Origin of the sequence: Cupriavidus gilardii, assembly GCF_017598945.1 — a bacterium.
Lineage (GTDB): Bacteria > Pseudomonadota > Gammaproteobacteria > Burkholderiales > Burkholderiaceae > Cupriavidus > Cupriavidus gilardii_E.
Genome location: NZ_JAGFTW010000046.1, coordinates 81,899 through 105,438, shown reverse-complemented (window position 1 = coordinate 105,438; position 23,540 = coordinate 81,899). Strand labels below are relative to the sequence as shown.

The window sequence follows — 23,540 nt, the reverse complement described above, 5'->3', positions numbered from 1 at the left end:
CCAGCACAGCGACCGTCCGAGGGCTGCGCCAATGCAGCGCAGCCCCGCCCACCACACCCAAGGAGCAACACCGATGTCTTCCGTGATCAGCAGCGCCGCGGGCGCCCTGGACAACGCGCAACCAGCCGAGGTCGCGCGGCAATGCGAAGTGGCATATCGCAAGATTGCCATCCGCCTGATTCCCTTCCTGGTCTTCCTGTTCATCCTCGCCTGGATCGACCGGGTCAACGTGGGCTTCGCCAAGCTGCAGATGCTGCAGGACCTGCAATTCAGCGAAGCGGTGTACGGCTTCGGCGCCGGCATCTTCTTTCTCGGCTATTTCCTGTTCGAGGTGCCGAGCAACCTGTTGCTCGAGAAGATCGGCGCGCGCAAGACGCTGGCCCGCATCACGATCCTGTGGGGGCTGGCCTCGATGGCGATGATCTTCGTCACGACGCCGATGCAGTTCTACGCGCTGCGGTTCCTGCTCGGCGTGTTCGAGGCGGGGTTCTTCCCGGGCGTCGTGCTGTACCTGACGTACTGGTTCCCGGCGGCACGCCGCGCGCGCATCAACGGTCTGTTCATGACGTCGTTCGCCATCGCCGGCGTGATCGGCGGCCCGCTGGCCGGCTTCATCATGACGACGATGGATGGTGTCGACGGGCTGGCCAACTGGCAATGGCTGTTCGTGCTCGAAGGTATTCCGTCGGTGCTCGCCGGCATCGCGGTGATGATGTACCTGCCGGAAAAGCCCGCGAACGCGCGTTGGCTGTCCGACACGGAGAAGCAACTGGTCACGCGCACCATCGAGGCCGAGAATCGCGATCCGGCCAAGCACTCGACGCTGAAGTCCGCGTTCGTCAATTCCCGCGTCTGGATCTGCGCCGCGATCTATTTCTGCGTTGTTAGCGGCAACGCCACCATCGCGTTCTGGTCGCCGTCGATCATCAAGGAACTGGGCGTGCAGGGCAATCTGCGCATCGGTCTGGTGTCGGCGATCCCGTTTATCGCGGGCACCATCGCGATGGTCCTCAACGGCATTCACTCGGACCGCAGCCGCGAACGCCGGATGCACTGCGCGATGGCGACGTTGCTTGCCGCCGTCGGGCTGACGTTGACCGGACTGTGGCTGCACAGCGCCATGCTGGCCCTGGTGGCGTTGACGCTCGCGTCGATCGGCATCCTGGCCGCATTCCCCGTGTTCTGGTCCCTGCCTTCCGCCTTCCTTGCCGGCACCGCGGCCGCAGGCGGCATCGCGCTGATCAACTCGATCGGCAACCTGGCGGGCTTCGTGGCGCCGTACATGATCGGCTGGTTCAAGACCAATACCGGTCAGCTGTCGTCGGGACTGTACTTCGTTGCGTTCCTGGAGGCGTGTGCGACCGTGCTGGTGCTCGCAGCCATACGGGGCCGTGCGGCCGTGGCCCGCTGACTCAGGACTCAGCCAGCCACTTGCGCGGCGACATGCCCATCCGCTGCCGGAACGACTTCGAGAAAGACGACGCGCTGGCAAAGCCGAGCTCCGTGGCGATCAGGTTCACCGGTCGCCCGGACCGCATCATCGATACGCCGAGACTGAGCCGCCAGTCCGTCAGATAAGCCGCCGGGGTGGTACCGGTCGCGTCCTTGAACGCAGCGGCAAACGCGCTGCGGGACATGCACGCTGTCGAGGCCATTTTCGCTAGCGACCAGTCTTCATACGGCGACCGATGCAGGGCGACCAGCGCCTTCGCCAGGCGCGGGTCGGACAGCCCCATGATCAGACCGCTGGTCACGCCCACTTCGGCGGGATGGTCGATGATCCATCGCAGCAGCTGGATCAGCACGACTTCGAACAATCGATCGGCCAGTACGCGCGAGCCGCAGCGGACGTGGTCCGCCTCGGCAAACAACAGGTCCAGCGCGGGCCGCAGCCCCTGCACCGCATCCAGCGGCACCCTCACCAGCGATGGCAGCGACTGCACGATCGGATTGCGTTCGCCGCCATCGAAGTCCAGCGTGGCGCAGGTGAAATCCGAACCGTCCTCGGGCGGATTAACGAACTGATGGTGCAAGGGTCGGGGATAGAGCAGCAGCGTCGGTTCAGCCAGGTGCAGACGCGGCATCGCGGTGTCGCCGGCGCGGTGCCGCACCTCCATCTCGCCTCGGCGCAGCACGTGCAGGAAGGCACGTCCCGGCAGCGGTTCGAAGGTGGATCGCCCGCAGAGCTTGCCCGTATGAAACAGCTTGGTGCGGACACGGAAACGGTCCAGCAACGCGGTCAGCCGGTCTACGGGGTCAGTCGCCGACGGCGCGGCGATTTCGGATGGATTGACATGTTTCATGGACGTTATTGCACCCTGCGTCCAGCCATTCTACCTACCATTCCATCCAACCGCTCCCATTCGGACGGCTTCTTCCACTTCAAGGAGTTCGATATGTCCCGCGTCCCGCTGATCGATCCCAACCACACCACCGCTGATCGCCAGGAGCTATTGGCGCAGATCCATGGCGCGTTCGGTGCCACGCCCAATATGTTCAAGGCCGTGGCCAATTCCCCCGCTGCGCTGAAAAGCATGTGGGGCAGCTTCGGCGCGCTCGGCGGCGGCGTTATTCCGGCGCGGCTTGGCGAGCAGATTGCCGTGGCCGTAGCAAACCGGAATGCCTGCGAATACTGCCTCGCGGCTCACACCGCGCTGGGCTGCAAGGCAGGCGCCAGCGCCGAAGACATGTCGGCCGCGCAGGGCGGCGAATCCAACGATCCCAAGACCGCCGCGGCGCTGCGTTTCGCGCTGAAAGTCGTCGAGGCGCGCGGGCAGGTCAGCGATGCCGATGTGCGGGCGGTTCGTGAGGCAGGCTTCAGCGACGAGGAAATCGTCGAGATCCTTGCCCACGTGGCGCTGAATCTGTTCACCAACTACGTCAATGTGGCATTCGCCGTGCCGGTGGACTTTCCGGCGGTGAAGCTGCGCGCCGCGGCGTAAGCGGGCTAGCCAGAGCGGCAGGACGGCGAGACACCTATCCGCCCTGCCGACGTTGCTTGCATGGAGAAAAAACCGCATGAATCGCACGGCATTGGCAATCCGCCATGTTGCCTTTGAAGACCTCGGCATCCTCGAGCCGCTTTTGATCGAACGCGGCTATGCAGTGCGCTATCTGGAGGCCGGCGTCGACGAGATCGATCAGGCGGCAATCACGGCGACGGACCTGCTGGTGGTACTCGGCGGCCCGATCGGCGTGTATGACACCGAGCGCTACCCCTTTCTCGCAGCGGAGAAGGCCGCCATTGCTGCACGCCTGAAGCAGGACAAGCCGACCCTGGGCATCTGCCTCGGCGCGCAATTGATGGCGGAAGCGCTGGGCGCGACGGTCGCCGCGACAGGCAAGGTGGAAATCGGCTACGGCGCACTGACGTTGAGCGACGAAGGCCGCGCTTCGCCGCTGCGGCATCTCGGCGCCATTCCGGTCCTTCATTGGCATGGCGACCAATTTTCGATACCGGAAGGGGCATCGCGCTTGGCTGAAACGCAGGGATTCCCTAATCAAGCGTTCGCGCCTGGGCCGCGCATTCTCGGACTTCAATTCCATCTGGAAGCCGATCATCGCCAAATCGAACGATGGCTGATCGGGCATGCCCATGAACTCACCGCCAATGGACTGGAGCTCGCGGCGATCCGCGAAGATGCCGTACGCCATGGCCCGCGGCTCGAGCATGCGGCCCGCGCCGTCATCGCCGAATGGCTCGATCGCCTGACAACAGGATGAACGCCGATTTCAGCGGGGCCGATTGCAGTCTTATCGCGTAACACTGACGCCAGCGTCCACGGTGCCGTACATCGTGATGCCGGATTGCGGGTCGCCGGAGGTGCCGGTGCTGGTGCTGGTGCAGCCGGCCATCGCTCCGAGCAGGAAAACCAGACTCACTGCCCTAAAAAACCCTTTTCTCATGACATTGTCCGTATCGGTCCGAATCCAGCTTGGACGACATCGGGATGCGCGAGGTTCCTGGCATGCAGCGACATCGGCAGTCATCGGCCGTCATCGGCTAACTGCGCCGATTTGCGAAGCCTCGATCTGCAGGGGTAGACTGGCCCGGCATGCTGTCGCAAAGGCAGCCCTATTAATCCAACGGCAAACGACCGACCATGATCCACGAAATTGCACAGATCACCATCAAGCCCGGCATGGAAGCCCAATTCGAAGCCAACGTGGCGAAGGCAAAGCCGCTGTTCCTGCGTTCCAAAGGCTGCCACGGTTTGAACCTGCAGCGCTCGATCGAAGAGCCTTCGCAATACGTGCTGGTGGTGGCCTGGGAAACCGTGGAAGACCATATGGTCCATTTCCGCGAATCGCCGGAATTCCAGGAATGGCGCAAGCTGGTCAGCGACTGCTTTGCCGCACCGCCCGCGGTGCATCACGTGAACACGGTGCTTTGATCGTGAGGCCTATAGCCATAGGCTATATGGCTATGGGCTGCGGGTCAGAAAGACCGGGGTCCGCGGGTTTTCTCCCCTCTCCCGCTTGCGGGAGAGGGGCGGGGGAGAGGGTGAGCGGCGGTGGCTCAGCCACCGTAGATCGAAACCACCCCCTCTCCCTAGCCCTCTCCCCCCTGAGGGGGAGAGGGAGAACACCATCGGCCGCGGTCTAGCGTACGTGGCGACGCGCCGGCTGTCGCCACACTATCCGCATTGTCATTGTTTCAACTGGGACTGAATGGCCAGCCTTCCCGTATTCGCGTAAAGCACTGCGCCAGATGCGCGGCCCGTTGCGCGCGACGAGCCCCAGCGACGGTACAGGCGTCCGATATCGGATTCTTCTGGCAACCAGCCTTGATCGATTGGATCTCGGCCCGCAGCAGTTCGTGATCCTCGTACGCGCATGGCTGACCGCCTGCGACACCTCGCTCGTCCTCGTCGAACCGCTGGAAGCCTCGACTGAACAACGGCCAGGACATGCGATGCTGCGGGATCTGCACCGCTGCGATGCGACCCTGCAGGCCGGGCATTGCATTCAACGCTGCAGCGGACACCAGCCGCGCATCGATGAAGGATATGAAATCCAGGGCGCACGATTGCGACCGTGCGTCGAACGACTCCGGAACGAGCGACAGTACGACGGAACGCACGTGTGGTCGGCGAAACCATATCTCCGTGGCGATCATGCTGATGACGGAGAACTTCGCGCCGGGTGCCTCGCCGATCTTCAGGCTGACGAGACGCGAAGACCCTTCGTGGGCCCTCGCCGAAAAAACGACCTCCGAAACCTCGGGCGGCACCTCGGCATGCATGCGCAGATGACACGCATTTTCGTCCTTTGCCCAGTCCGGATCGAAGTACGGCAGACCATTGAGCCGCGCCGTGCGCGCCAATACGGTCAATGGGTAGATCTTCCCGCCGATCTGCAGCGTTGCGGCGGACCGTTCATCGATACCATCGAGCGACCGGTGGGCGGCGACTGCGGTCAGCGCGGCGTGAATCGGAGCCAGGCGGTCGTTGGGCAAGATCCCTCCCATGACGATCTCCAACGTCGCGGCATCGAATCGATACCTTGCGGGCATCACGGCGCGATTCGAATAGCCGCCGCTCCGACGCTTGCCGGAGCGGTAGACGAACGTTCGCCCGCCGTCACGCAGCACCGGCTCCAGCGCCGTCACCACCGCGGCGCGATCCGCAGGCGTGTCATGCGTCAGCCGCACCGAGACGCGGGTAGCGGGGTAGCCGATCAATGCCGTCAGGTCGCGCTGCAGCTGCGATTCCTTCGGGAATAGGACAAACACCGCCACCGCCAAGGCGACGATCACCGCGATCGTCACCCATCGCCAGGGGGCATTGAACGCGTTGCCCGGCAGTGGTTCCGCAGCCAGTGCATGGCGATGTTGACGGGCCCTGGCACGCGGGGCTCGTGCACGTCGCCAGCCTGCGACCATCAGCCTGCCGACCTGATGGACGACTCCGCCGCCCACCAGTGGCACGAAGAGAATGGCAAGAATGAAGAGAAGCGCGTGCAGCAGCGACATGGCGGATCACTCGAACCGGAAACCCCTTCGTTGTACTGCTCCGGTGTGTGGCGGCGAACAATTCAAACTAGCGTGGAAGTCGGCGAATATCTGGTAGATGCCTGAATCGATGCGGCATTCGCAAATAGCGGCTCCAATTCGGACTCCAGCCGAATTGGGCCATATCAAAACGATCAGGAGAATATCACCGCCATCAGGCAAAACGAATTCGTGATCGACGACGCTCGCAGCGATGCGGTCGACCGGATCGGTACGGAACAAACGGATGGCACTACAGCCCAAAAAAAGATCGAGTCAACCGAATCATGTCGACGACGACATGTCGTGGGACTGCCGTCATGCCAGGTGTTTGCTTACGGCCGCTGTTTTTCGGCACTTGCCTCTACCACGCTCTGCGCCCATCGCAAAATCGGCCCGAAGCGCGGCGGCAGCAGTTCCAGCGCCGCGGCAAAGGGCACCCAGCGAAACTCATGATGTTCCGGCCGGCCCAGTTCGGCGCTGACCGAAAGGCTGACCTCCCCTTCTGCCGACAAGGCAATGTAGAAGCGCGCGATCTTCCCCCTGGAGTACGGCTCGGTCTCCCGGAAGTCATCGCCCCAAGGCAGCGTCAGAGCCGATAAACCGGTCTCCTCGGCCGTCTCGCGCAGTGCCGTCTCCAACGGCTGCTCTCCAGGGTCGGGCGTCCCCTTCGGAAGGTCCCAGTTGCGGTATGCGCGCAGGACCAGGCAGCGCCACTGGCCACCAGATTGACGCACCACGACCAACCCTGCCGAACGCTTCGGGACTGTCATCTTCACCTCGCTTGACCGCCCCGAGACTGTAACTGATCGGCTGATGCCTGCATTGCCCCTTCACCGGCCGCGGTTGGCGACGTCGCGAGCAACGGTCAACGCCTGACGCGAGCAGCACGTTATCGGACTGTCGGTCCCGATTTCGGTCATCGAAGCGGGACGGAGCGCATCGGCGCGCCGTTGCGCTTCACGCGACATTCGAAAGCCGACGCTGTCGGCCGTTTCGTTCTGCTGTTCTCCCTTCGATCAAGGAGAAAACGTCATGCGTATCCCGTCCATCGGCAAACTGGCGGTTCTCGCCACCGCGATGTCCTTCCTGGTGTCCGGCGCTGCCCTGGCTCAAGGCGCGGCCCCGGCGACACCAGCGACGCCGGCCAGCCCTGCCACACCGGCAAAGCCAGCGGAGCCGGCTGCGGCGAAAGACAATACGGCGAAGACCACGAAGGCCAAGGCGAAGCACAAGCGCTCGCACGATGCCGCGCACAAGGCCAAGGCTCATCGCAAGGAGAAGGCGGCCGGCTGATTGGAAACGCGCGATTTCGCGCTTTACCAGGCCGTTGAAATGCCCACCGGCCGCATCGGCCGGTGGGCTGCCGAGCGGCATCAGGGATGCACCGGCCCCAATTGCACCAGCGTCGGGTCCGGCAGCGGATTGCTGGCGCGCGGCGTCACCACCGACGGCAGGATATTGAACAGCTGGCCGCGCAGCCGGATATCCTGCGACGAGGCGCCGACGAGGACATCGACCGCGCCGGCCTCCGATACCCACGCATTGCGCGCCGGATCGAAGTACGACAGCGAGCGCTGGTCGAGGTACACCGTGACCCGCTGCGTCTGCCCCGGTTGCAGGAAGACCTTGGTAAAGCCCTTGAGCTCCTTGACGGGCCTTGGCACAGCAGAGCCGCGTTGGCTCACATAGACCTGCGCCGCTTCGGCACCAGCCATCTGGCCCGCGTTGGTGATGTCGAACGACACGGCGATGCGGCCCTGCCCCGCGGCAAACCCCGGCGACACGCTCAACGACGAGTAGGTGAAGGTCGTATAGGAGAGACCAAAGCCGAACGGGAACAGCGGCGCCACGTTGCTGCGTTCGAAGCCCCGATAGCCGACGAAGATGTCCTCGGTGTAGGTCATCGCGCGGATATTGAGATCGTTGGAGAACTGCGGATAGTTCGGATAGGTCGGGTTGTCCGCGATGTTCCGCTCGATCGTGATGGGCAGCTTGCCGGAGGGATTGACGTCGCCGAACAGGATCTCGGCCAGCGCTTGCCCGCCATTCGATCCGGGATACCACGCGTGCAGGACGGCGCCGACCTGATCGATCCAGTTGCGCATATCGAGCCCGGTGCCACCGTGCAGCACGGCGATCGTGCGCGGATTGGCGCGCGCCAGATTGCTGATCCATTCGTCCTGGAATTCGGGCAGCGTGAAGGGATGATCGAATCCCTCGCCCTCGTACTCCGCGCTGTTGCCGGCTGCGACCACCACCGCGTCGTAGTTGCGCAGATCCGCCGGCGCCTGCAGCGAAGCCCAGCTCAACTGCGCGCCGAGGAAGCCGCCGAACACGGGGATATAGCCCGGACGGCGCGAATAATCGAACTGCACCGTGTAGGTCTGTCCCGCCTGCAGGTTGATGCGCGCACTCAGCGGCACGGTCGGCGGAATCACGTTGCCGGGAAGCGGCGTTCCCTCGCCGTTGTCCATGATCAGCTGACCGTTGACGTAGAGACGGACGGCGCCATCGGCCCTGGCCTTGAACACATGGGGCCCGGTGATGGTCGGCCGGATCGTCGTTGTCCAGCGCACCGATGACGGGGGCGCCGAGCCGTCGCTGCCATAGCGCGTGGTATAGGCGCTTCCGGGCGGCGTATTGCCCGACGTATCGAGATTGATGACCGGTTCCACGCGCGAGAGCACCGGCGCACCGCTCCAGTCGGCATTGGCAAAGTACTGCGCCTGCGCGCCGGGCTGGCCGGTCGGCGTGGTCCACGCGGAGCGGGCCGGGTCCAGCGTCAGCGCGTCTAGCACCACGATATTCGTGCCCGGACCGGCGATCTGACGCAAGCCGTCGACCTCGCTGATAAAGCGGGAAGCCCTGACATAGGCACTGCCGAACCCGGTCGGCGGCACATCGGTGGCGAGCCGTCCGACCACCGCGATGTTGCGCACCGAGCCGCGTTGCAACGGCAGCAGTTGCCCGCCGTTCTTCAGCAGCACGATGCCTTCGCGCGCCACGTCCAGCGCGGCGCGCTCGGAAAACGGCGGATGCGATTCGCCGGTCGCGGGCGGCACGCTGCCGATAAACCCGTAGGCCACCACGCGTCCAAGAATGCGCCGTACCTTGTCGTCGAGTTGCGCCTGCGTCAGCGAGCCGTTGGCCAGCATCGCGCTCAGCGCCCCCGGCGTGAAATGCAGCGCGGACGGTCGTTCGATATCCACGCCGGCCACGGCTGCGGCCTGGCCATGCTTGAGCGTCGCATAGTCCGTTTCGACGATGCCCTTGAATCCCCATTCATTCTTCAGGACTTGCTGAATTGCATGCTGGCTCTCGCAAACGGGATCGGCGCCATTGAGCCCATTGAATCCGCACATGATCACCGCGACATTGGCATTCTTTACAGCGGATTCGAACGGCACCATGTAAATCTCGCGCAATGCCCGCTCGCTGATGGTTTCCATCAGATTGAAGCGATTGACCTCCTGTTCATTGGCGAGATAGTGCTTCGCGTCGGCCCACACGCCCTGCGACTGAATCGCATTGACCTGAGCGGCGCCCAGCACCGCGCCGAGAAATGGATCTTCACCGGACAGGTACTCGAAGGCCCGGCCGGCAAACGGCGTGCGATACATGTTCAGGCCGGGGCCGGTCACCTGCTGGAAACCGTGATTGCGCGTGTCCAGGCCAAGGCCGACGCCCATTTGTTTGGCGCGATCGACGCTGAATGTCGATGCCAACGCAGGGCCGGCCGGATAGGCGACGCCTTGCGGATCGCTCAGTCGCACGCCAAGGCCGCCGTCCGTCGCACGGATCTGCGGCACGCCCAGCCGCGGCAGCGGTTTGACGTCCCATGCGCCGGTACCGCTGACGTAGTCGAGCTTCTCGGCTTGCGTCATCTGGTTGAGGATCGATTGCACGATCGCATTGACCTGTGCATCGGTGGAAGGCGCTTGCGCCGGAGCGGGATGTGCGGCCAGCAAAGTCGCACCGACGAGCGATATCACTGCAATTCGAGCACCCATCTGTTGCCTCCTTGGCGTGATCACCAAAGGCTGAACATCGACATGCGGGCCGCATATTGCAGACGGTAGTTCGGGCGATCCAAATGAGAAGACGCGTAACGATCTGTTACAGCTTTCGTCTTCTCCGTGGCGTCGATTTGCGACAAGACTGCCCCTACGAAGGCAGAGCCGGGCCGCACTGCCAAGCGTGCCGCACCATGCAGCGATTGCCGAGAATCAGGAGGTGCAAGGTGAAACAGGATTCGATGAACCGCTGCGCCGGCGTAGCGTTCGCCGCAGCGCTGGCAGCCTTTGCGGTGTCGGCTTGCGGTGGCGACGACGACCGCAGGGTCGGTGTGTCGGAAGCCCCTTCGACGCAGACGCAGGGAAGTCCGGCGCCGACGGGCTCTGGCGCAGTAGATCCGTCCTCGCTAGTCTCGCCGGTCAGCAATGCGCCGGTAGGCGAGCAGAAGGTACAGGAAACGCGAAACCCGGCAGGAAGCGATCCGAATCCGCCTCGTCATTGATCGCTTCGGATGAAGAGGCAAGTCAACGGCAAAGCTTGCTTGCCTTCAAGCCAAAAGGGGCTCGTGACCGTTCACCGCTGCACGGGGCAAGGACTACGCGACTCCACGCCCCATCTTCTCCAGGTTCACGAGCCGGTCGTACTCCTCGCCGCTGAGCACCCCCAGGTCGATCGCCGCCTGACGTGGCGACATCCCCATTGACATGGCGTGGCGCACGATCCGTGCTGCCTGGTCGTAGCCGATCACTGGATTGAGCGCGGTGGCGGCCAGAAGCGGACTCTCGAGCTGTCGCGCCATGGTCGCGTGATTCGGCTCCAGTCCCGGAATCACCCGCTGTGCCATCGTACGCGCGCTGTCCGCGAGCAGTCGGATGGACTGGAGCACGTTATGGATCAATACCGGCTTGGCGACGTTCAGCTCGAAATTGCCGCTGGCCGCTGCCATTGTCACCGTCACGTGATTGCCGGCCACCTGCATGCCAACCTGCACCATGACCTCGGCGATCGTCGGGTTGCGTTTGCCCGGCATGATCGACGATGTCAGCCCGTCCTCCGGCATGACGATTTCTCCGATGCCGCAGTTCGGCCCCGAGCTCATCCAGCGCAGATCGTTGGCGATCTTGATGAACGATGCCGCGATCACGTTCAGCGCGCCAGACAGTTCCAGCAAGGCGTCGTGCGCCGCCATGCCTTCGACCTTGCAGGGATTGGGACGAAATGGCTGACCGGTCAGGCGGCTTGCCTCGTCGCAGAATGCCTGCGCAAATCCGTCCGGCGCATTCAGTCCGGTCCCTGCGGCGGTGCCGCCCTGCGGCAACATCAGCAGCCGCGGCATCGTCGATTCGATGCGTGCCACCGCGTGTTCCATCTGCGCGGCGAAGCCTTCGAAGCTGCGGCCCAGCGTCGTCGGCACGGCGTCCATCAGATGCGTGCGGGCCAGCTTCAGGATATCGGCGAAGTCCCTGGCGCGGGCCTGCAGACTGTCTCGTAGTGCCGCCAGTGCCGGTAGCAGCCTGCCTTGCAATTCCAGCACCGCACCAAGGTGCATCACCGTCGGAAAGCTGTCGTTGGACGATTGCGAGCGATTGACGTGATCGTTCGGATGAACGGGCCGCCGGGTCCCCAACGGTTGGCCTAGCCGCTCGTTCGCGCGATTGGCGATGACCTCGTTCGCATTCATATTGGTCTGCGTACCGGACCCCGTCTGCCAGACCGTCAATGGAAAGTGGTCGTCGAAGGCGCCGTGCCGCACCTCGGCGCTCGCGTCGATGATGGCGGCTGCAATGCCGGCATCGAGCGCGCCGCACTGCAGATTGGCCGCGGCCGCCGCCATCTTGTGCAGGCCGAATGCGTGGATCAGACAGGGCGCAAAGCGCTCGCTGCCAATGTCGAACACGGCCAGGGCACGCTGGGTCTGCGCGCCCCAATAGCGGTCGGCCGGGATCTCGACCGGGCCGAAGGCGTCGTATTCCGTGCGGGTCGCCGTCATCGTGGTCAGTCCAGCGAGATATTGGCCTTGGCCGCCAGCACCTTCCAGCGCGCGACTTCCGCTTCGGTGTGCTTGCCCAGCGCGCTAGCCGTGTACTGGTCCTCGCGCAGCATCTGGATTGCCTGCGCCGACAGCCGGTCGGTAAACGCCTTGTCCTTCATCACCTTCAGATAGGCCTGCTGCATCTTTTCCACTGCCGCCGGTGCCGTGCCCTTGGGCGCATAGATGCCATACCAGGTTGCCGCTTCGAAGCCGGGAGCGACCGTCTCGGCAAGCGTCGGCACGTCCTTGAGCTGTGCCACCCGCCTGGCCGACGTGACGGCCAGCGGCCTGACCTTGGCCTCGGTGATTTGCGGCAACGCGGTGTTGGTCTGGTCGAACATGCCATCGACCTGCCCGCCGATGACATCGATCAGCGCCGGACCCGCACCCTTGTACGGCACCAGCGAGACCTTGATGCCGGCGGACGCCGCGAACATCGCCGCGATCAAGTGCGAGGTCGAGCCCATGCCGGCATTGCTGATGAACAGCTTGCCCGGATTCTGTTTGCCATAGTCGACCAGCGCCTTCACATCCTTGGCGGGATGGTCCTTGCGCACCATCAACACCATCGGCGTATCCGGGAAGCGGAAGACCGGGGCGAAGTCCTTGACCGGGTCGTAGGGCAGCTTTTTGTAGAGCGCCGGCGCGGCGCCCATATAGCCCATATGCCCCACCAGCATCGTGTAGCCGTCCGCGGGCGCGCGGGCCGCCTTGCCTGCCCCGATCGTGCCGCCTGCGCCAGGCGTGTTTTCGATGATGATCGACTGGCCGACTTCGCGCGACACGCGGTCGGCAATGGTGCGTGCCAGCGCGTCGGTGGGGCCGCCGGCGGCGAAGGGCACGATCCAGGTAATCGGCCGGGTCGGCCAGTTCTGCGCGTGTACCGACGCCGCGGCAAGCAGCGCGGCGATCGTCATCGAGGCGCGCACGACGGTGGGGATGGCTTTCATGATTTGTCTCCTTGGTAGGCTGCAGCGATCGGACTGCTTCGGCCCGCCGCCGCAATGGATGCGCTGGAATCGTTCGATGCGATCGGTGCGCGTTGACCGGCTTCAGTCCCGTACTGGCGGCGCTGGCTCAGGGGATTTCCGCCGAAAGTGCGACGGCGCGGTCCACCATCTGCGGCGCGAGTCCGAGGTAGTTGGCGGGATCGACCATCTGCTCGATCGCGGCACGGTCGAAGTGCTGCGTGACAGCGGGCAAGGCGAGCAGGGCTTCGGCCAGCGTGCCGCCGGCTTCGTTGACGGTGCGGCAGGCGTCGTAGACGACGTCATGCGCTTGTTGGCGACCGATATGCGGGGCCATCCGCATCATCACGGCTTCGGCCACGATCAGGCCCTTGGAGATGCCGAGGTTGCGGGCCATGCGTGGCGCATCGACGATCAGTCCACCGAGCGCGAACTTTGCCTGGTGCAGCGCGCCGGACGTCAGGATGAAGCTCTCCGGAATCGCGATCCACTCCGCGTGCCACGGACCCGTGGCGCGCTCGAAGTCCTGGACCAGCGCATCGACCATCAGACCGGCGTGCTGACGCACAGCCTTCGACGCCGCGAGCATCAGCTCGCTCGAGATGGGATTGCGCTTCTGCGGCATCGTGCTGCTCGCCCCGCGGCCCTTGACGAAGGGCTCGTAGACTTCGGCAAACTCGGTGGACGCCATGATCATGATGTCCAACGCGATCTTGCCCAGCGAGCCGGTGATCAGCGCGAGCAGATTGACGGCTTCGGCAAAGCCGTCGCGCGCAACGTGCCAGGTCGTCGCGGGTACCCCCAGGCTCAACTCCTCGGCCAGCGCACGCTGCACCTCGAAGCCCTTGTCGCCCAGCGATGCCAGCGTGCCGGCGGCGCCGGCAAATTGCACCACCGCAACCCTGGGGCGCAGTTGGGCCAGGCGCTGCTGGTGCCGGTCGAACATCGCCAGCCAGATCGCGACCTTGTAGCCGAAGGTCACGGGCAGCGCTTGCTGCAGGTGCGTGCGGCCGGCCATCGGGGTATCGCGATACGCCTTGGCGAGATCGGCAAGGATGCCGCGCAGCGCGCGAATGTCAGCGTCGATGCTGTCCAGTGCGTCGCGCACCTGCAGGGCCACGGCCGTGTCCATGATGTCCTGCGTGGTGGCTCCCCAGTGAACGTAACGTCCTGCGTCGCCGCACATCTGCACCAGCTGGTGCACCAGCGGCAGGATGGGATAGCCGACAATATCGGTTTCCTCGCGCATGTGATCGAAGTCGATGCGCTCGATACGCGATTCGCGTGCGATTGTCTCGGCCGCTTCGGCCGGAATCACGCCGACTCTGGCCTCTGCCCTGGCGAGGGCAACCTCGACATCGATGTAGCGCTGTACCAGCGCGCCGTCGGAGAAGATCTCTCGCATCGCCTTCGTTCCGAAAGCATCGCGGAACAGCGCGGAATCGACGACGGTACTGGCAGCGGGGATCCTGGAATTGGGCATGGAGCGACCTCTTGGCATCCTGTTGGTCGTTCGATATGTTCGAACATATAAGCGATATCCGCATTAAATATGTTCGAACATATACCCGGAAATCGGTGTTAACCCTTGGATCACGCTCCGTTGAGTCGGGGACAATGGCGAAATGAGCAGACGAACCGCATCAGAGATCACTCGCGAACTGCTGGATGGCATCAAAGGCGGCCGCTATCCGGTGGGAGCGCTGCTGCCCACCGAGTTCGAGTTGTGCGAGCAATTCCAGGCCAGCCGTTACACGATCCGCGTGGTCTTGCAGGAACTGCAGGAACTGGGGCTGGTATCGCGCCGAAAGAACGTCGGCACACGTGTGGAGGCCGCCGAGCCCAAGGCGGTGTTCAAGCCGACGCTGGCGTCGGTCGAAGACCTGATGCAGTTCGGCGAGCAGCATCGGCGCGTGGTACGGGCCGTTGAGACGGCGACCGCGCCTGCCGAGGTGGCTGCTGCGTTGGGTGGCACGCCCGATTCTCCATGGCTGCGCATTTCGAGCGTGCGATTGGACGACGATGCGAGCGCCACGCCGATGGCGTGGACCGACATCTATATCGATACCGCCTACGAGGACATCGGCGCCATCGTGCGCGATACGCCGGACGTGCTGGTCAGCTCGCTGATCGAGTCACGCCATGGCCGGCATATCGCCGAAATCGAGCAGAGTGTGTGCGCGTCCACGCTGACCGACGAACGCGTGTCCCGCGCGCTGGGCATCGGATTGGGGACGTCGGTGTTGAAGGTCGTGCGCCGCTACTTCGACGAGGCGGGCGACACCTTCGAAGTCTCCGTCACCATCCATCCCGCGGAAACGTTCTCGGTGACAACGCGGATGAGGCGTTCGACGCGATGAGGGCGCGTGGCGGTGGAAGGGTGGCGCAATCGGGATGTCGTGATGGAGGCCGACAGCCGACAGTGCACCGCCGGCTTTCACCGTTGATCCCGACGGCGCTGTCTACTGCTCCCGTCGTGCTATCCGCCCTTACCGCCCTTACCGCCCTTACCGCCCTTACCGCCCTTACCGCCCTTACCGCCCTTACCTCAGATAGTTGAACAGATTCATCCCCTGAACCTGCATGAACGACTGCTGCGCCGCCTGCAGCGCGGTCTGGCGCTGGTAGTACTCGGCGATCGCCGACGCATAGTCCAGATCCTGCAGCCCCGACAGCGTCTGCTCGTAGTTCAGATCGCGGTTGGCGCCGATCGTATCGAGCGCATCGAGCTCCTGCATCCGGGAGCCGACCGAGGCGCGCACCGTCAGCACGTTGTCCAGCGAGTTGCTCATCTTGCGGTTGGCGGTCGCGAGCGCGTTGTCCAGCCGCGCGCGATCGGCTTCGGTGGTCACCGGCTGCTTCAACGCGTCGATGGCGGCCTGGATGTTCGCGAAGATGTCGGTGCCGGCCTGCTTGGCCGGGACCAGCGTCATCGAGTCGCCATTGGCCGGCGCGCCCTTGACGGTGAACGACACGCCGCCGAACTGGATCGCATCGCCGGCGACGTACGGCGTCGCGGGCCCGATGGCCGTGGGAGGCACGACGCTGTTGTCGGTGACGGTGTAGCTGGTATTGCCGGCGCCGTCGACGGCGAAGTCGATCGAGAACGCGTGGCCGTACAGCGGGTCGGTCGGATCAGTCACCGACAGCGCGCCGTACATGGCTGTGCCGGTGTTGCCGCCGTCCGCGGTCATCACGTAGTCGGCCGAGCCGGTAACGCTGAGGAACACATCGCGGCCGTTGTCGCCGGCGGCCATCTGGCGGGCGACGTCGACCTGCAGCAGCTGCGAGCCGGTATCGCCCACGTACTGCACCGTGCCGCCATTGGCCGCGAACGGCGGCGTGCCCGACTTGAAGCCGGCAAACAGGTACTGGCCGTTGCCGTCGTCGGCATTGGCCAGACCCAGCAGCTGATCGTAGTTGCTCTGCAGTTCGGCGGCGATCGAGGCGCGGTCGGCGTTGCTGATGGTGCCATTGCCGCCGGAGACGATCAGCGTCTGCACGTTCTGGATCGTGGTGATCACGCTTTGCAGCGTCTTTTCCTCGAGCGCCAGGTTGATATTGGCCTGGTTGCGCGAGGCGGCGTATTGCTCGTTGACCGCGAGCGATTGCGAGACGCCGAGCGCGCGGGTGGCGGCGATCGGATCGTCGGACGGCGTCAGCACGCGGCGGCCGGTGCCGAGCTGCTGCTGCACGTGCAGCAGCGAGGACTGCTGGCCGTTCATCGCGGACAGGCCAAGCTGATAGAACGTGGAAGTGGCGACACGCATGATGGTTTCCTGGTCTCGGTAGGCGGGCGGCCCGTCAGCGGATATTGATGATGGCGTCGAACAGCGACGAGGCGGTCTGGATCATCTGGGCGCTGGCCTGATAGAGCTGCTGGAAGCGCAGCAGGTTGACGGTCTCTTCGTCCATGTTGACGCCGGACACCGATTGCTGGGCGGTACGCACCTGCGTCGTGATGCTGTTCTGCGAGGTCGAGGCGATATCGATCGACTTGGTACGGCTGCCGATATCGTTGACCAGTTGCGCGTAGGCGTCGTTGAAGCTCGACACGCCGCCGATCGTCTTCTTGGTCTGCAGCTTGGCCAGCACCAGCGCGTTGCCGTTGTCGGACGAGCCGCCGACGTTGGCGCCGATGGTGAAGCTGTCGCCGACCTTGGGCGCGCCGTCGAAGCTGACGGTCACCCCGTCGAACGTATATTCGACCGCGCTGCCGTTGGTGACCGGGCCGGCGTCCGGCGTCACCGGATTGCCGGCAGCGTCGGCAAAGGTGTAGGCCGCGCCGTCGAACGTCGCGACGATCTTCGAGGCGGGCACGTTGAAGCCCTGCGCGACGTTGCTGACCCTGGCGGTGCCGGTGCCGATGTTCGATGCGCTGGTTTCGGCCAGCACCGGCGAGGCGGCGGCGACCTTGGCCGGGTCGGTGATCGTCAGTTCGAACGAGCCCGCGACATTGCGGGTCGGCTGGATCTGGAAGCTGTCACCGGCGCTCATGGTGCCGCCGACCGTGATGCTCAGCCCGTCCGCGGTGAAGGTCGGGCCGGTACCAGTGGCCACCACCTCGTTGTCCGACATCCGCACCAGGCTGTAGCTGGCGCCGTCGAAGCTGACGGTGTAGTCGCTGGTCGTCAGCGCGGTCGCATCGGCAACGGTGGCCGCCACCGTGCCGGTGCCGTTGTTGCGCGCGTTGCCGATCACCGTCGGCGAGCCCAGCGCGAACATGTCGCCGCCGATCTGGCCCTTCAGGTCCATGCCGAGGCGGTGTTGCGCATTGAAGGTCTGGCCGATCGACAGCGAGATGCGACCGATCGCGTTCTGCGCGGCGTCGAGCGTCTCGCGGCGGAACTCCATCAGGCCGCCGATGCTGCCGCCGCTGAACAGCGCGTCATCCATCTCGATGGCGGTGCCATCCGGCAGCGTATAGGCGATGCCCATCCGCGTCGGGTCGGCGGCGGAACGCACGGCCTTCAGGTCGTACGAGTTGGCGCCGACCACCAGCGGCTGCCCATTGCCGACAAACACGTTGTAGCTGCCGCCGTCCTGCGCGACCACCTTGACGCCGACGACCTTGTTCATCTGCGCGACCAGTTCGTCGCGCTGGTCCAGCAGATCGTTGGGCGGCTGGCCGCCGCTGGCGGCGGTCGCCTTGGCGATCTCGCTGTTCAGCGAGGCAAGCTGCCTGGCATAGGCGTTGACCTGCGTGACCGAGCTCTGGATCTCGCTGTTGATGCCTTCCTGCTGGTTCTGGAAGTACGAGGCCGCGGAACGCAGCTGGCCGGCCAGCGACTGGGCGGCGTTCAGCATGTTCTGGCGCACCGCGGTGTCGCCCGGCTTGTCGGCCACGCCCTGCACCGCGGCGAAGAACTTCTGCATCAGCGGTGCGATGCCGCCCTTCTGGTCGGCCAGCAGGCTGTCGATCTGCTTGATCTGTTCCGAGTACGTCGACAGGTGCGCGCTGGACGTTTCGGCGCTGCGCAGCTGGCTGGTCAGGAATTCGTCGTAGACCCGCATCACCGTGGTGGTGGTCGAGCCCTGGCCGAAGAAGCCCTGGCTGGTGTACTGCCCGCCCGACGAGGCGATGATCGTGTTCTGGCGCGTGTAGCCGGCGGTCGCCGCGTTGCTGACGTTATGGCCGATGGTCGTCAGCGCGTTCTGTGCCGTGTTCAGGCCGGACAGGCCGATATGGAAGAGAGACATGCACTAGCCCCGGATTCTGTTGGTCGCCATGGCCGCGCGATGCAGTCGCGACCGTGGCGGTGGATGAGGGTGGTAACGGCAGATTGGGCGGCGGACTTTAGGGTTGGGGCTCGTTTCGGGTGCCGTGGCATGCGAACCGCCGCTTGCCCTCTCCCCCGCCCCTCTCCCGCAAGCGGGAGAGGGGAGAAAACCGGCGGTGTACAAGTCTTCTTGCTTGGCTTGGCCTCGCCTAATGCGTGCTCCCTCTCCCCCGCCCCTCTCCCGCGAGCGGGAGAGGGGGGAAAACCGGTCGCGTACCAGTCGTCAGACCGGCACCTTCCGCATGATCCGAACCAGCTTGGCCCCGTACTCCGGATCGGTGGCATAGCCGGCGCGCTGCAGCCCATGGGCGGCTTCCTCGGCCGAGCCGGCCGATACCACGCCGGCATAGCGCGGGTTGCTGGACAGCAGCCGGGCGTAGTCCGAGAAGGCCTCCTCGTACGAGCCATAGGCGCGGAACTTCGCCTTGATCTTCTGCGGCTGGCCGTCGATGTATTCGGTGGTGGTGATCTCGGCGACCGGGCCTTTCCAGTTCGCGCCCGCCTTGATGCCGAACACGTTGTGGGTAGTGCTGCCGTCCGCATGCGTGATCTCGCGGCGGCCCCAGCCCGATTCGAGCGCGGCCTGGCCCAGGATCAGCCGTGCCGGCACGCCGCTGGCGCGCGAGGCCGCCACTGCGGGCCCGGCCATGCGGCTGACGAAGGCGCTGATATGGGACGGCGTGTCCTCGGGCATCGCAGCGCCGCCCTGCCATGGGACGGTCTGCTGCGTCTGATACTGGCGCAGGCCCGCGGTGGGGTTCCAGTTGCCGCCGGGCACCACGGTGCCGGCGCGCGGCACCTGTTCCTCGTCGCCGCCGGCCGCGGCGGTGCTGCGTCCGTCCAGCAGCGGGCCGATCGTGCCGGCCACCTCGTCCATGCGGCTGGCTGCGGTGGCCTCCGGCGGCAGCGGCTGGCCGCTGGCACGCGCGAGCTGGCGCGCCATCACCTCGGCCAGGCCGATGCCCCTGGACGACAGATGCTGGGCCAGCTGCTGGTCCAGCATCGACATATAGAGCCTGGTCTGCTCGTTGTCGAACAACCCGTCCTGCGGCGTGGCCTCGCGCATGCTCTTGAGCACCATCTGCGTGAAGACGGCCTCGAACTGCTTGGCGGCGGCCTTCAGCGTGTCGGCACTGCCGTCGCGCGCGCTCTGCTTCAGCGCTTCGAACCCCTGCGTGTCGAGCGCGAAGCGCTGCGACAGATCGGCTTGAGCGTGGATCGGTTGGCTCATGCGATGGCCCGTTGCGATCAGATGATTTCGAGCTCGGCGCGCAGCGCGCCCGCCGCCCGCATCGCTTCCAGGATGGTCTGCAGATCGGCCGGCGTCGCGCCCAGCGAGTTCAGGCCGCGCACCACCGCCGACAGCGAGGCGCCGGCGCGCACCAGCTGCAGCGAACCGCCGTCGCGCTTCAGATCGATCTGGGACACCGGCGCGACCACCGTTTCGCCGCCGCTGAACGGCGCGGGCTGGCTGATCACCGGCTGCGTATTGATGACGACCGACAGGTTGCCGTGCGCGATCGCGCAGTCCTGCACGGTGACGTCCTGGTTCATCACGATCGAGCCGGTGCGGGCGTTCAGGATCACCTTGGCCGCGGCGCGGGCCGGCGTGACGTCGATGTTCTCGATGCGCGCCAGCATCGACACGCGCTGCGACGACCCCTGCGGCACGCGCACCTGCACCACGCGCGCGTCGAGCGCGCTGGCCACGCCGCCGCCCAGATTGCGGTTGATCGCGTCGACCACGCGCTCGGCCGTGCCGTAGTCCGAGCTCTTGAGCTCCAGCGTCAGCACGCCGTTGTCGGCCTGGAAGGCAGGCACCGCGCGTTCGACGATGGCGCCGTTGGCGATGCGGCCGACCGCCAGCTGGTTGATCTGCACCTTGCTGCCGTTGGCGGACGCGCCCGCGCCGCCGACCAGCAGGTTGCCCTGCGCGATCGCATAGACCTGGCCGTCGGCGCCCTTGAGCGGCGTCATCAGCAGCGTGCCGCCGCGCAGGCTCTTGGCATTGCCCATCGACGAGACCACCACGTCGAGCTGGCTGCCCGGCTGCGCGAACGGCGGCAGCGTCGCGGTGACCATCACCGCGGCCACGTTCTTGAGCTGCATGTTGCGGCCGGCCGGCAAGGTGATGCCCAGCTGCGACAGCATATTGGTCAGACTCTGCGTGGTGAACGGCGTCTGCATGGTCTGGTCGCCGGTGTTGTCCAGACCGACCACCAGGCCGTAGCCGACCAGCGGGTTGTCGCGCACGCCCTGGATGGTCGCCAGGTTCTTCAGGCGCTCGGCATGGGCTGCCCCTGCCGGCAGAAGCAGGCCAACGGCGAGTGCAAGGGCCAGCGCGAGCAGCGGCAGGAAGCCCGGCGTGGAGATGCCGGAACGGCTAGGGCGGAAACGACCGCAGAGGCAATCAGCCAGGCGCAAAGACATGACGCGATTCAGAACGGTGAAACGTTGAGGAAGAAGCGCTGCAGCCAACCCATGTTCTGCGCTTCGTCGATATAGCCCTTGGCGGTGTATTCGATGCGCGCGTCGGCCACCTGGGTCGACGGCACCGCGTTGTCGCCGGTGATCGTGCGCGGATTGACCACGCCCGAGAAGCGGATGAATTCCGCGCCCTGGTTGATGGCCATCTGCTTCTCGCCGGAGACCACCAGGTTGCCGTTGGCCAGCACCTCGATCACGGTGACCGTGATGGTGCCGTTGAACGTATTGGCCGCGCTGGAACCGCCGCTGGCGCGAATCCCGTTCTCGCCGCTGATATTGGCGTTCTGGCTGGCGCCGAACAGGCCGCCGAGCGCGCGCGGCACCGCGTCGAAGGCCAGCGCCGCATTGCCGGTGCGCGAGGCATTGGTACCCGAGTTCTTCGAGGCGTTGATGTTCTCGCTGATCACGATGGTCAGGATGTCGCCGACATTGCGCGGGCGACGGTCCTCGAACAGCGGGTTGCCGGCGTAGGAGTTCTGATAGATCGAGCCGGTCGGCGCGATCATCGGCCGCTGCTCGGCCCGGGCCGTGGTCGGCATCTGCACCAGCGGCTCGCGCGGCATCAGCGCGCAGCCGGTGGCCAGCAGCGGCCCGAGAATGCAGGCCAGACGGCAGGCCGACCGGCCCAGACGGAACAGCATGGCGTTCATGTTCAACCCAGCTGAGTCAGGCGTTGCAGCATCTGGTCGGACGTCTGTACGGCCTTGCTGTTGATTTCGTAGGCGCGCTGGGTCTGGATCATGCTGACCAGCTCCTCGACCACGTTGACGTTGGACGCTTCGACGTAGTTCTGCTGCAGAATGCCGGCGCCGTTCAGGCCGGGCACGGTCGGGTTCGGTGCGCCCGACGCGTCGGTCTGCACGTACAGGTTCTCGCCCAGGCTTTCCAGACCGGTCGGGTTCATGAAGGTCGCCAATTGCAGCTGGCCGACCTGCACGTTGTTGGCATTGCCCGGCTGCGTGACCGACACGGTGCCGTCGCGGGCGATGGTCAGCGAGGTCGAGTTGGCCGGGATGGCGATGGCGGGCTCGATCACGAAGCCGCTGGCGGTCACCAGCTGGCCGTTCTGATCGACCTGGAACGAGCCGTCGCGGGTGTACGCCGTGGTGCCGTCCGGCAGCGTGACCTGGAAGAAGCCCTGGCCGATGATGGCCACGTCCTTGGCATTGCCGGTCTGCTGCGGATTGCCCTGCGTGTGGATGCGCTCGGTGGCGACCGGACGCACGCCGGTACCGAGCTGCAGGCCGGAAGGCAGCGTGGTCTGGTCCGACGACAGCGCGCCCGGCTGGCGGATGGTCTGGTACATCAGTTCCTCGAACACCGCGCGGCTGCGCTTGAAGCCGGTGGTCGACACGTTGGCCAGGTTGTTCGAGATCACGTCCATCTGCGTCTGCTGCGCATCGAGGCCGGTCTTCGCAATCCAGAGAGAGCGGTTCATGGTGTTCCTTGGGTGGCGGGCACGCGCGGTTGGCGTGCCCTGTCGATTCATTGGTGGGCGCTTAGCGGTTCGACAGCAGCGCATTGGCGCGCTGCTCGTTGGCATCCGCGCCCTGGATCATCTTGATCTGCATCTCGAAGCGGCGCGCGTTGGCGATCATGTCGACCATCGCCTCGACCGGATTGACGTTGCTGCCTTCCAGCGCGCCGGCGATCACGCGCACGGTCTGGTCCGCTTCCAGCGGCGCGGCACCCGGCCGCAGCCGGAACAGGCCGTCGTCGCCGCGGGCGATCGCATCGGGCGGCGGATTGACCAGCCGCAGCCGGCCCACCTGCGCGAGTCCGTTGGCGGTCTCGCCGGGGCCGCGCGCGGTGATGGTGCCGTCGTTGCCGATCGTCACCGTCGAGCCGGGCGGCACCGCGATCGGGCCGCCATCGCCGAGCACCTGCAGGCCGTTCGAAGTCAGCAGCTGGCCGTCCGGGCCCACCTGCAGCGAACCGGCGCGGGTATAGCCTTCCGCGCCGTCGCGCCCCTGCACCGCCAGCCAGCCGTTGCCCTTGATCGCGATATCGAGCGGACGCTCGGTATAGGTCAGGGGCCCGGCCTTCATGTCGGCGCCGGGCGTGCTGGCCAGCGTGAAGGCGCGGGTGGGCGTCTCCTGCCCGACCACCGGCACCGCGCGGAACATGTTGACCTGCGCGCGAAAGCCCGTGGTCGACACGTTGGCCAGGTTGTTGGCCACCGCGGCCTGCTGGTCCAGCGTCTGTTTGGCGCCCGACAGGGCGGTGTAGATCAGGCGATCCATCTGCGATTCCTATCCAATGCT

At 65.4% G+C, this 23,540-nt stretch carries 20 protein-coding genes; 6 read left to right on the top strand and 14 right to left on the bottom strand.

What is annotated here, in order from left to right; genetic code table 11:
- The first annotated feature begins 73 nt into the window (after positions 1-73).
- A complete protein-coding gene (locus J5T34_RS17565; protein WP_208581233.1) occupies positions 74-1,411 on the top strand; it encodes an MFS transporter in 1,338 nt (445 codons plus the stop codon).
- A gap of 1 nt (position 1,412) precedes the next feature.
- On the opposite strand, the gene J5T34_RS17560 is transcribed toward J5T34_RS17565, so the two are convergent.
- Positions 1,413-2,303: an AraC family transcriptional regulator gene (locus J5T34_RS17560; RefSeq protein WP_208581230.1), complete on the bottom strand. Its 891-nt coding sequence runs from the start codon at positions 2,301-2,303 to the stop codon at positions 1,413-1,415.
- 93 nt (positions 2,304-2,396) lie between these two features.
- Between J5T34_RS17560 and J5T34_RS17555 the strand changes: the two genes are divergently transcribed.
- From J5T34_RS17555 to J5T34_RS17545, 3 genes are all read left to right on the top strand, one after another.
- Positions 2,397-2,942, top strand: coding sequence for a carboxymuconolactone decarboxylase family protein (locus tag J5T34_RS17555; RefSeq protein ID WP_208581479.1), 546 nt, complete (start codon positions 2,397-2,399; stop codon positions 2,940-2,942).
- A 76-nt stretch (positions 2,943-3,018) separates the two neighbouring features.
- Complete coding sequence (locus tag J5T34_RS17550; protein WP_208581229.1) at positions 3,019-3,723, top strand: glutamine amidotransferase; 705 nt, start codon at positions 3,019-3,021, stop codon at positions 3,721-3,723.
- Positions 3,724-4,103: 380 nt separating this feature from the next.
- On the top strand, positions 4,104-4,394 hold the full coding sequence (locus J5T34_RS17545; RefSeq protein WP_208581226.1) for an antibiotic biosynthesis monooxygenase family protein: 291 nt from the start codon (positions 4,104-4,106) through the stop codon (positions 4,392-4,394).
- Positions 4,395-4,657: 263 nt separating this feature from the next.
- Here J5T34_RS17545 and J5T34_RS17540 read toward each other — a convergent pair whose 3' ends face one another.
- Both J5T34_RS17540 and J5T34_RS17535 read right to left on the bottom strand, forming a co-directional pair.
- Positions 4,658-5,974: a hypothetical protein gene (locus J5T34_RS17540; RefSeq protein WP_208581224.1), complete on the bottom strand. Its 1,317-nt coding sequence runs from the start codon at positions 5,972-5,974 to the stop codon at positions 4,658-4,660.
- Between the two features lie 353 nt (positions 5,975-6,327).
- A complete protein-coding gene (locus J5T34_RS17535; protein ID WP_208581222.1) occupies positions 6,328-6,765 on the bottom strand; it encodes a bis(5'-nucleosyl)-tetraphosphatase in 438 nt (145 codons plus the stop codon).
- Positions 6,766-7,027: 262 nt separating this feature from the next.
- On the opposite strand from J5T34_RS17535, the gene J5T34_RS17530 reads away from it, so the two are divergent.
- Positions 7,028-7,288 (top strand): hypothetical protein, encoded by a 261-nt coding sequence (locus J5T34_RS17530; RefSeq protein WP_208581220.1) that lies wholly within the window; start codon positions 7,028-7,030, stop codon positions 7,286-7,288.
- Positions 7,289-7,368: 80 nt separating this feature from the next.
- On the opposite strand, the gene J5T34_RS17525 is transcribed toward J5T34_RS17530, so the two are convergent.
- The 4 genes from J5T34_RS17525 to pcaB all read right to left on the bottom strand — a co-directional run bounded on the left by J5T34_RS17525 (position 7,369) and on the right by pcaB (position 14,492).
- Complete coding sequence (locus tag J5T34_RS17525; RefSeq protein ID WP_208581218.1) at positions 7,369-10,005, bottom strand: beta-glucosidase; 2,637 nt, start codon at positions 10,003-10,005, stop codon at positions 7,369-7,371.
- Between the two features lie 599 nt (positions 10,006-10,604).
- On the bottom strand, positions 10,605-11,999 hold the full coding sequence (locus J5T34_RS17520; protein ID WP_208581216.1) for a class II fumarate hydratase: 1,395 nt from the start codon (positions 11,997-11,999) through the stop codon (positions 10,605-10,607).
- A gap of 5 nt (positions 12,000-12,004) precedes the next feature.
- On the bottom strand, positions 12,005-12,991 hold the full coding sequence (locus J5T34_RS17515) for a tripartite tricarboxylate transporter substrate-binding protein (protein WP_208581214.1): 987 nt from the start codon (positions 12,989-12,991) through the stop codon (positions 12,005-12,007).
- Between the two features lie 127 nt (positions 12,992-13,118).
- On the bottom strand, positions 13,119-14,492 hold the full coding sequence (gene pcaB, locus J5T34_RS17510) for a 3-carboxy-cis,cis-muconate cycloisomerase (RefSeq protein ID WP_208581212.1): 1,374 nt from the start codon (positions 14,490-14,492) through the stop codon (positions 13,119-13,121).
- A gap of 142 nt (positions 14,493-14,634) precedes the next feature.
- Here pcaB and J5T34_RS17505 point away from each other — a divergent pair, with 142 nt between their 5' ends.
- A complete protein-coding gene (locus tag J5T34_RS17505; RefSeq protein ID WP_208581210.1) occupies positions 14,635-15,369 on the top strand; it encodes a GntR family transcriptional regulator in 735 nt (244 codons plus the stop codon).
- A gap of 183 nt (positions 15,370-15,552) precedes the next feature.
- Here the strand turns inward: J5T34_RS17505 and flgL are convergent, their stop codons facing one another.
- The 7 genes from flgL to flgF all read right to left on the bottom strand — a co-directional run bounded on the left by flgL (position 15,553) and on the right by flgF (position 23,519).
- Positions 15,553-16,779: a flagellar hook-associated protein FlgL gene (gene flgL, locus J5T34_RS17500; RefSeq protein WP_208581208.1), complete on the bottom strand. Its 1,227-nt coding sequence runs from the start codon at positions 16,777-16,779 to the stop codon at positions 15,553-15,555.
- A 34-nt stretch (positions 16,780-16,813) separates the two neighbouring features.
- Positions 16,814-18,709: a flagellar hook-associated protein FlgK gene (gene flgK, locus J5T34_RS17495; protein ID WP_208581206.1), complete on the bottom strand. Its 1,896-nt coding sequence runs from the start codon at positions 18,707-18,709 to the stop codon at positions 16,814-16,816.
- 303 nt (positions 18,710-19,012) lie between these two features.
- On the bottom strand, positions 19,013-20,020 hold the full coding sequence (flgJ, locus tag J5T34_RS17490) for a flagellar assembly peptidoglycan hydrolase FlgJ (RefSeq protein ID WP_208581204.1): 1,008 nt from the start codon (positions 20,018-20,020) through the stop codon (positions 19,013-19,015).
- 17 nt (positions 20,021-20,037) lie between these two features.
- Positions 20,038-21,219 (bottom strand): flagellar basal body P-ring protein FlgI, encoded by a 1,182-nt coding sequence (locus J5T34_RS17485; protein ID WP_244259027.1) that lies wholly within the window; start codon positions 21,217-21,219, stop codon positions 20,038-20,040.
- 8 nt (positions 21,220-21,227) lie between these two features.
- A complete protein-coding gene (gene flgH, locus J5T34_RS17480) occupies positions 21,228-21,917 on the bottom strand; it encodes a flagellar basal body L-ring protein FlgH (RefSeq protein ID WP_174106467.1) in 690 nt (229 codons plus the stop codon).
- An 11-nt stretch (positions 21,918-21,928) separates the two neighbouring features.
- Positions 21,929-22,714 (bottom strand): flagellar basal-body rod protein FlgG, encoded by a 786-nt coding sequence (gene flgG, locus J5T34_RS17475; RefSeq protein WP_023264122.1) that lies wholly within the window; start codon positions 22,712-22,714, stop codon positions 21,929-21,931.
- A gap of 61 nt (positions 22,715-22,775) precedes the next feature.
- Positions 22,776-23,519: a flagellar basal-body rod protein FlgF gene (flgF, locus tag J5T34_RS17470; RefSeq protein WP_208581201.1), complete on the bottom strand. Its 744-nt coding sequence runs from the start codon at positions 23,517-23,519 to the stop codon at positions 22,776-22,778.
- Between the last annotated feature and the right edge of the window lie 21 nt (positions 23,520-23,540).

Bases quoted from the DNA above. Each gene is read 5' to 3' on its own strand.
- J5T34_RS17565 (WP_208581233.1), top strand. From the start codon at position 74: ATGTCTTCCGTGATCAGCAGCGCCGCGGGCGCCCTGGACAACGCGCAA.
- J5T34_RS17560 (WP_208581230.1), bottom strand. From the start codon at position 2,303: ATGAAACATGTCAATCCATCCGAAATCGCCGCGCCGTCGGCGACTGAC.
- J5T34_RS17555 (WP_208581479.1), top strand. From the start codon at position 2,397: ATGTCCCGCGTCCCGCTGATCGATCCCAACCACACCACCGCTGATCGC.
- J5T34_RS17550 (WP_208581229.1), top strand. From the start codon at position 3,019: ATGAATCGCACGGCATTGGCAATCCGCCATGTTGCCTTTGAAGACCTC.
- J5T34_RS17545 (WP_208581226.1), top strand. From the start codon at position 4,104: ATGATCCACGAAATTGCACAGATCACCATCAAGCCCGGCATGGAAGCC.
- J5T34_RS17540 (WP_208581224.1), bottom strand. From the start codon at position 5,974: ATGTCGCTGCTGCACGCGCTTCTCTTCATTCTTGCCATTCTCTTCGTG.
- J5T34_RS17535 (WP_208581222.1), bottom strand. From the start codon at position 6,765: ATGACAGTCCCGAAGCGTTCGGCAGGGTTGGTCGTGGTGCGTCAATCT.
- J5T34_RS17530 (WP_208581220.1), top strand. From the start codon at position 7,028: ATGCGTATCCCGTCCATCGGCAAACTGGCGGTTCTCGCCACCGCGATG.
- J5T34_RS17525 (WP_208581218.1), bottom strand. From the start codon at position 10,005: ATGGGTGCTCGAATTGCAGTGATATCGCTCGTCGGTGCGACTTTGCTG.
- J5T34_RS17520 (WP_208581216.1), bottom strand. From the start codon at position 11,999: ATGACGGCGACCCGCACGGAATACGACGCCTTCGGCCCGGTCGAGATC.
- J5T34_RS17515 (WP_208581214.1), bottom strand. From the start codon at position 12,991: ATGAAAGCCATCCCCACCGTCGTGCGCGCCTCGATGACGATCGCCGCG.
- pcaB (WP_208581212.1), bottom strand. From the start codon at position 14,492: ATGCCCAATTCCAGGATCCCCGCTGCCAGTACCGTCGTCGATTCCGCG.
- J5T34_RS17505 (WP_208581210.1), top strand. From the start codon at position 14,635: ATGAGCAGACGAACCGCATCAGAGATCACTCGCGAACTGCTGGATGGC.
- flgL (WP_208581208.1), bottom strand. From the start codon at position 16,779: ATGCGTGTCGCCACTTCCACGTTCTATCAGCTTGGCCTGTCCGCGATG.
- flgK (WP_208581206.1), bottom strand. From the start codon at position 18,709: ATGTCTCTCTTCCATATCGGCCTGTCCGGCCTGAACACGGCACAGAAC.
- flgJ (WP_208581204.1), bottom strand. From the start codon at position 20,020: ATGAGCCAACCGATCCACGCTCAAGCCGATCTGTCGCAGCGCTTCGCG.
- J5T34_RS17485 (WP_244259027.1), bottom strand. From the start codon at position 21,219: ATGTCTTTGCGCCTGGCTGATTGCCTCTGCGGTCGTTTCCGCCCTAGC.
- flgH (WP_174106467.1), bottom strand. From the start codon at position 21,917: ATGCTGTTCCGTCTGGGCCGGTCGGCCTGCCGTCTGGCCTGCATTCTC.
- flgG (WP_023264122.1), bottom strand. From the start codon at position 22,714: ATGAACCGCTCTCTCTGGATTGCGAAGACCGGCCTCGATGCGCAGCAG.
- flgF (WP_208581201.1), bottom strand. From the start codon at position 23,519: ATGGATCGCCTGATCTACACCGCCCTGTCGGGCGCCAAACAGACGCTG.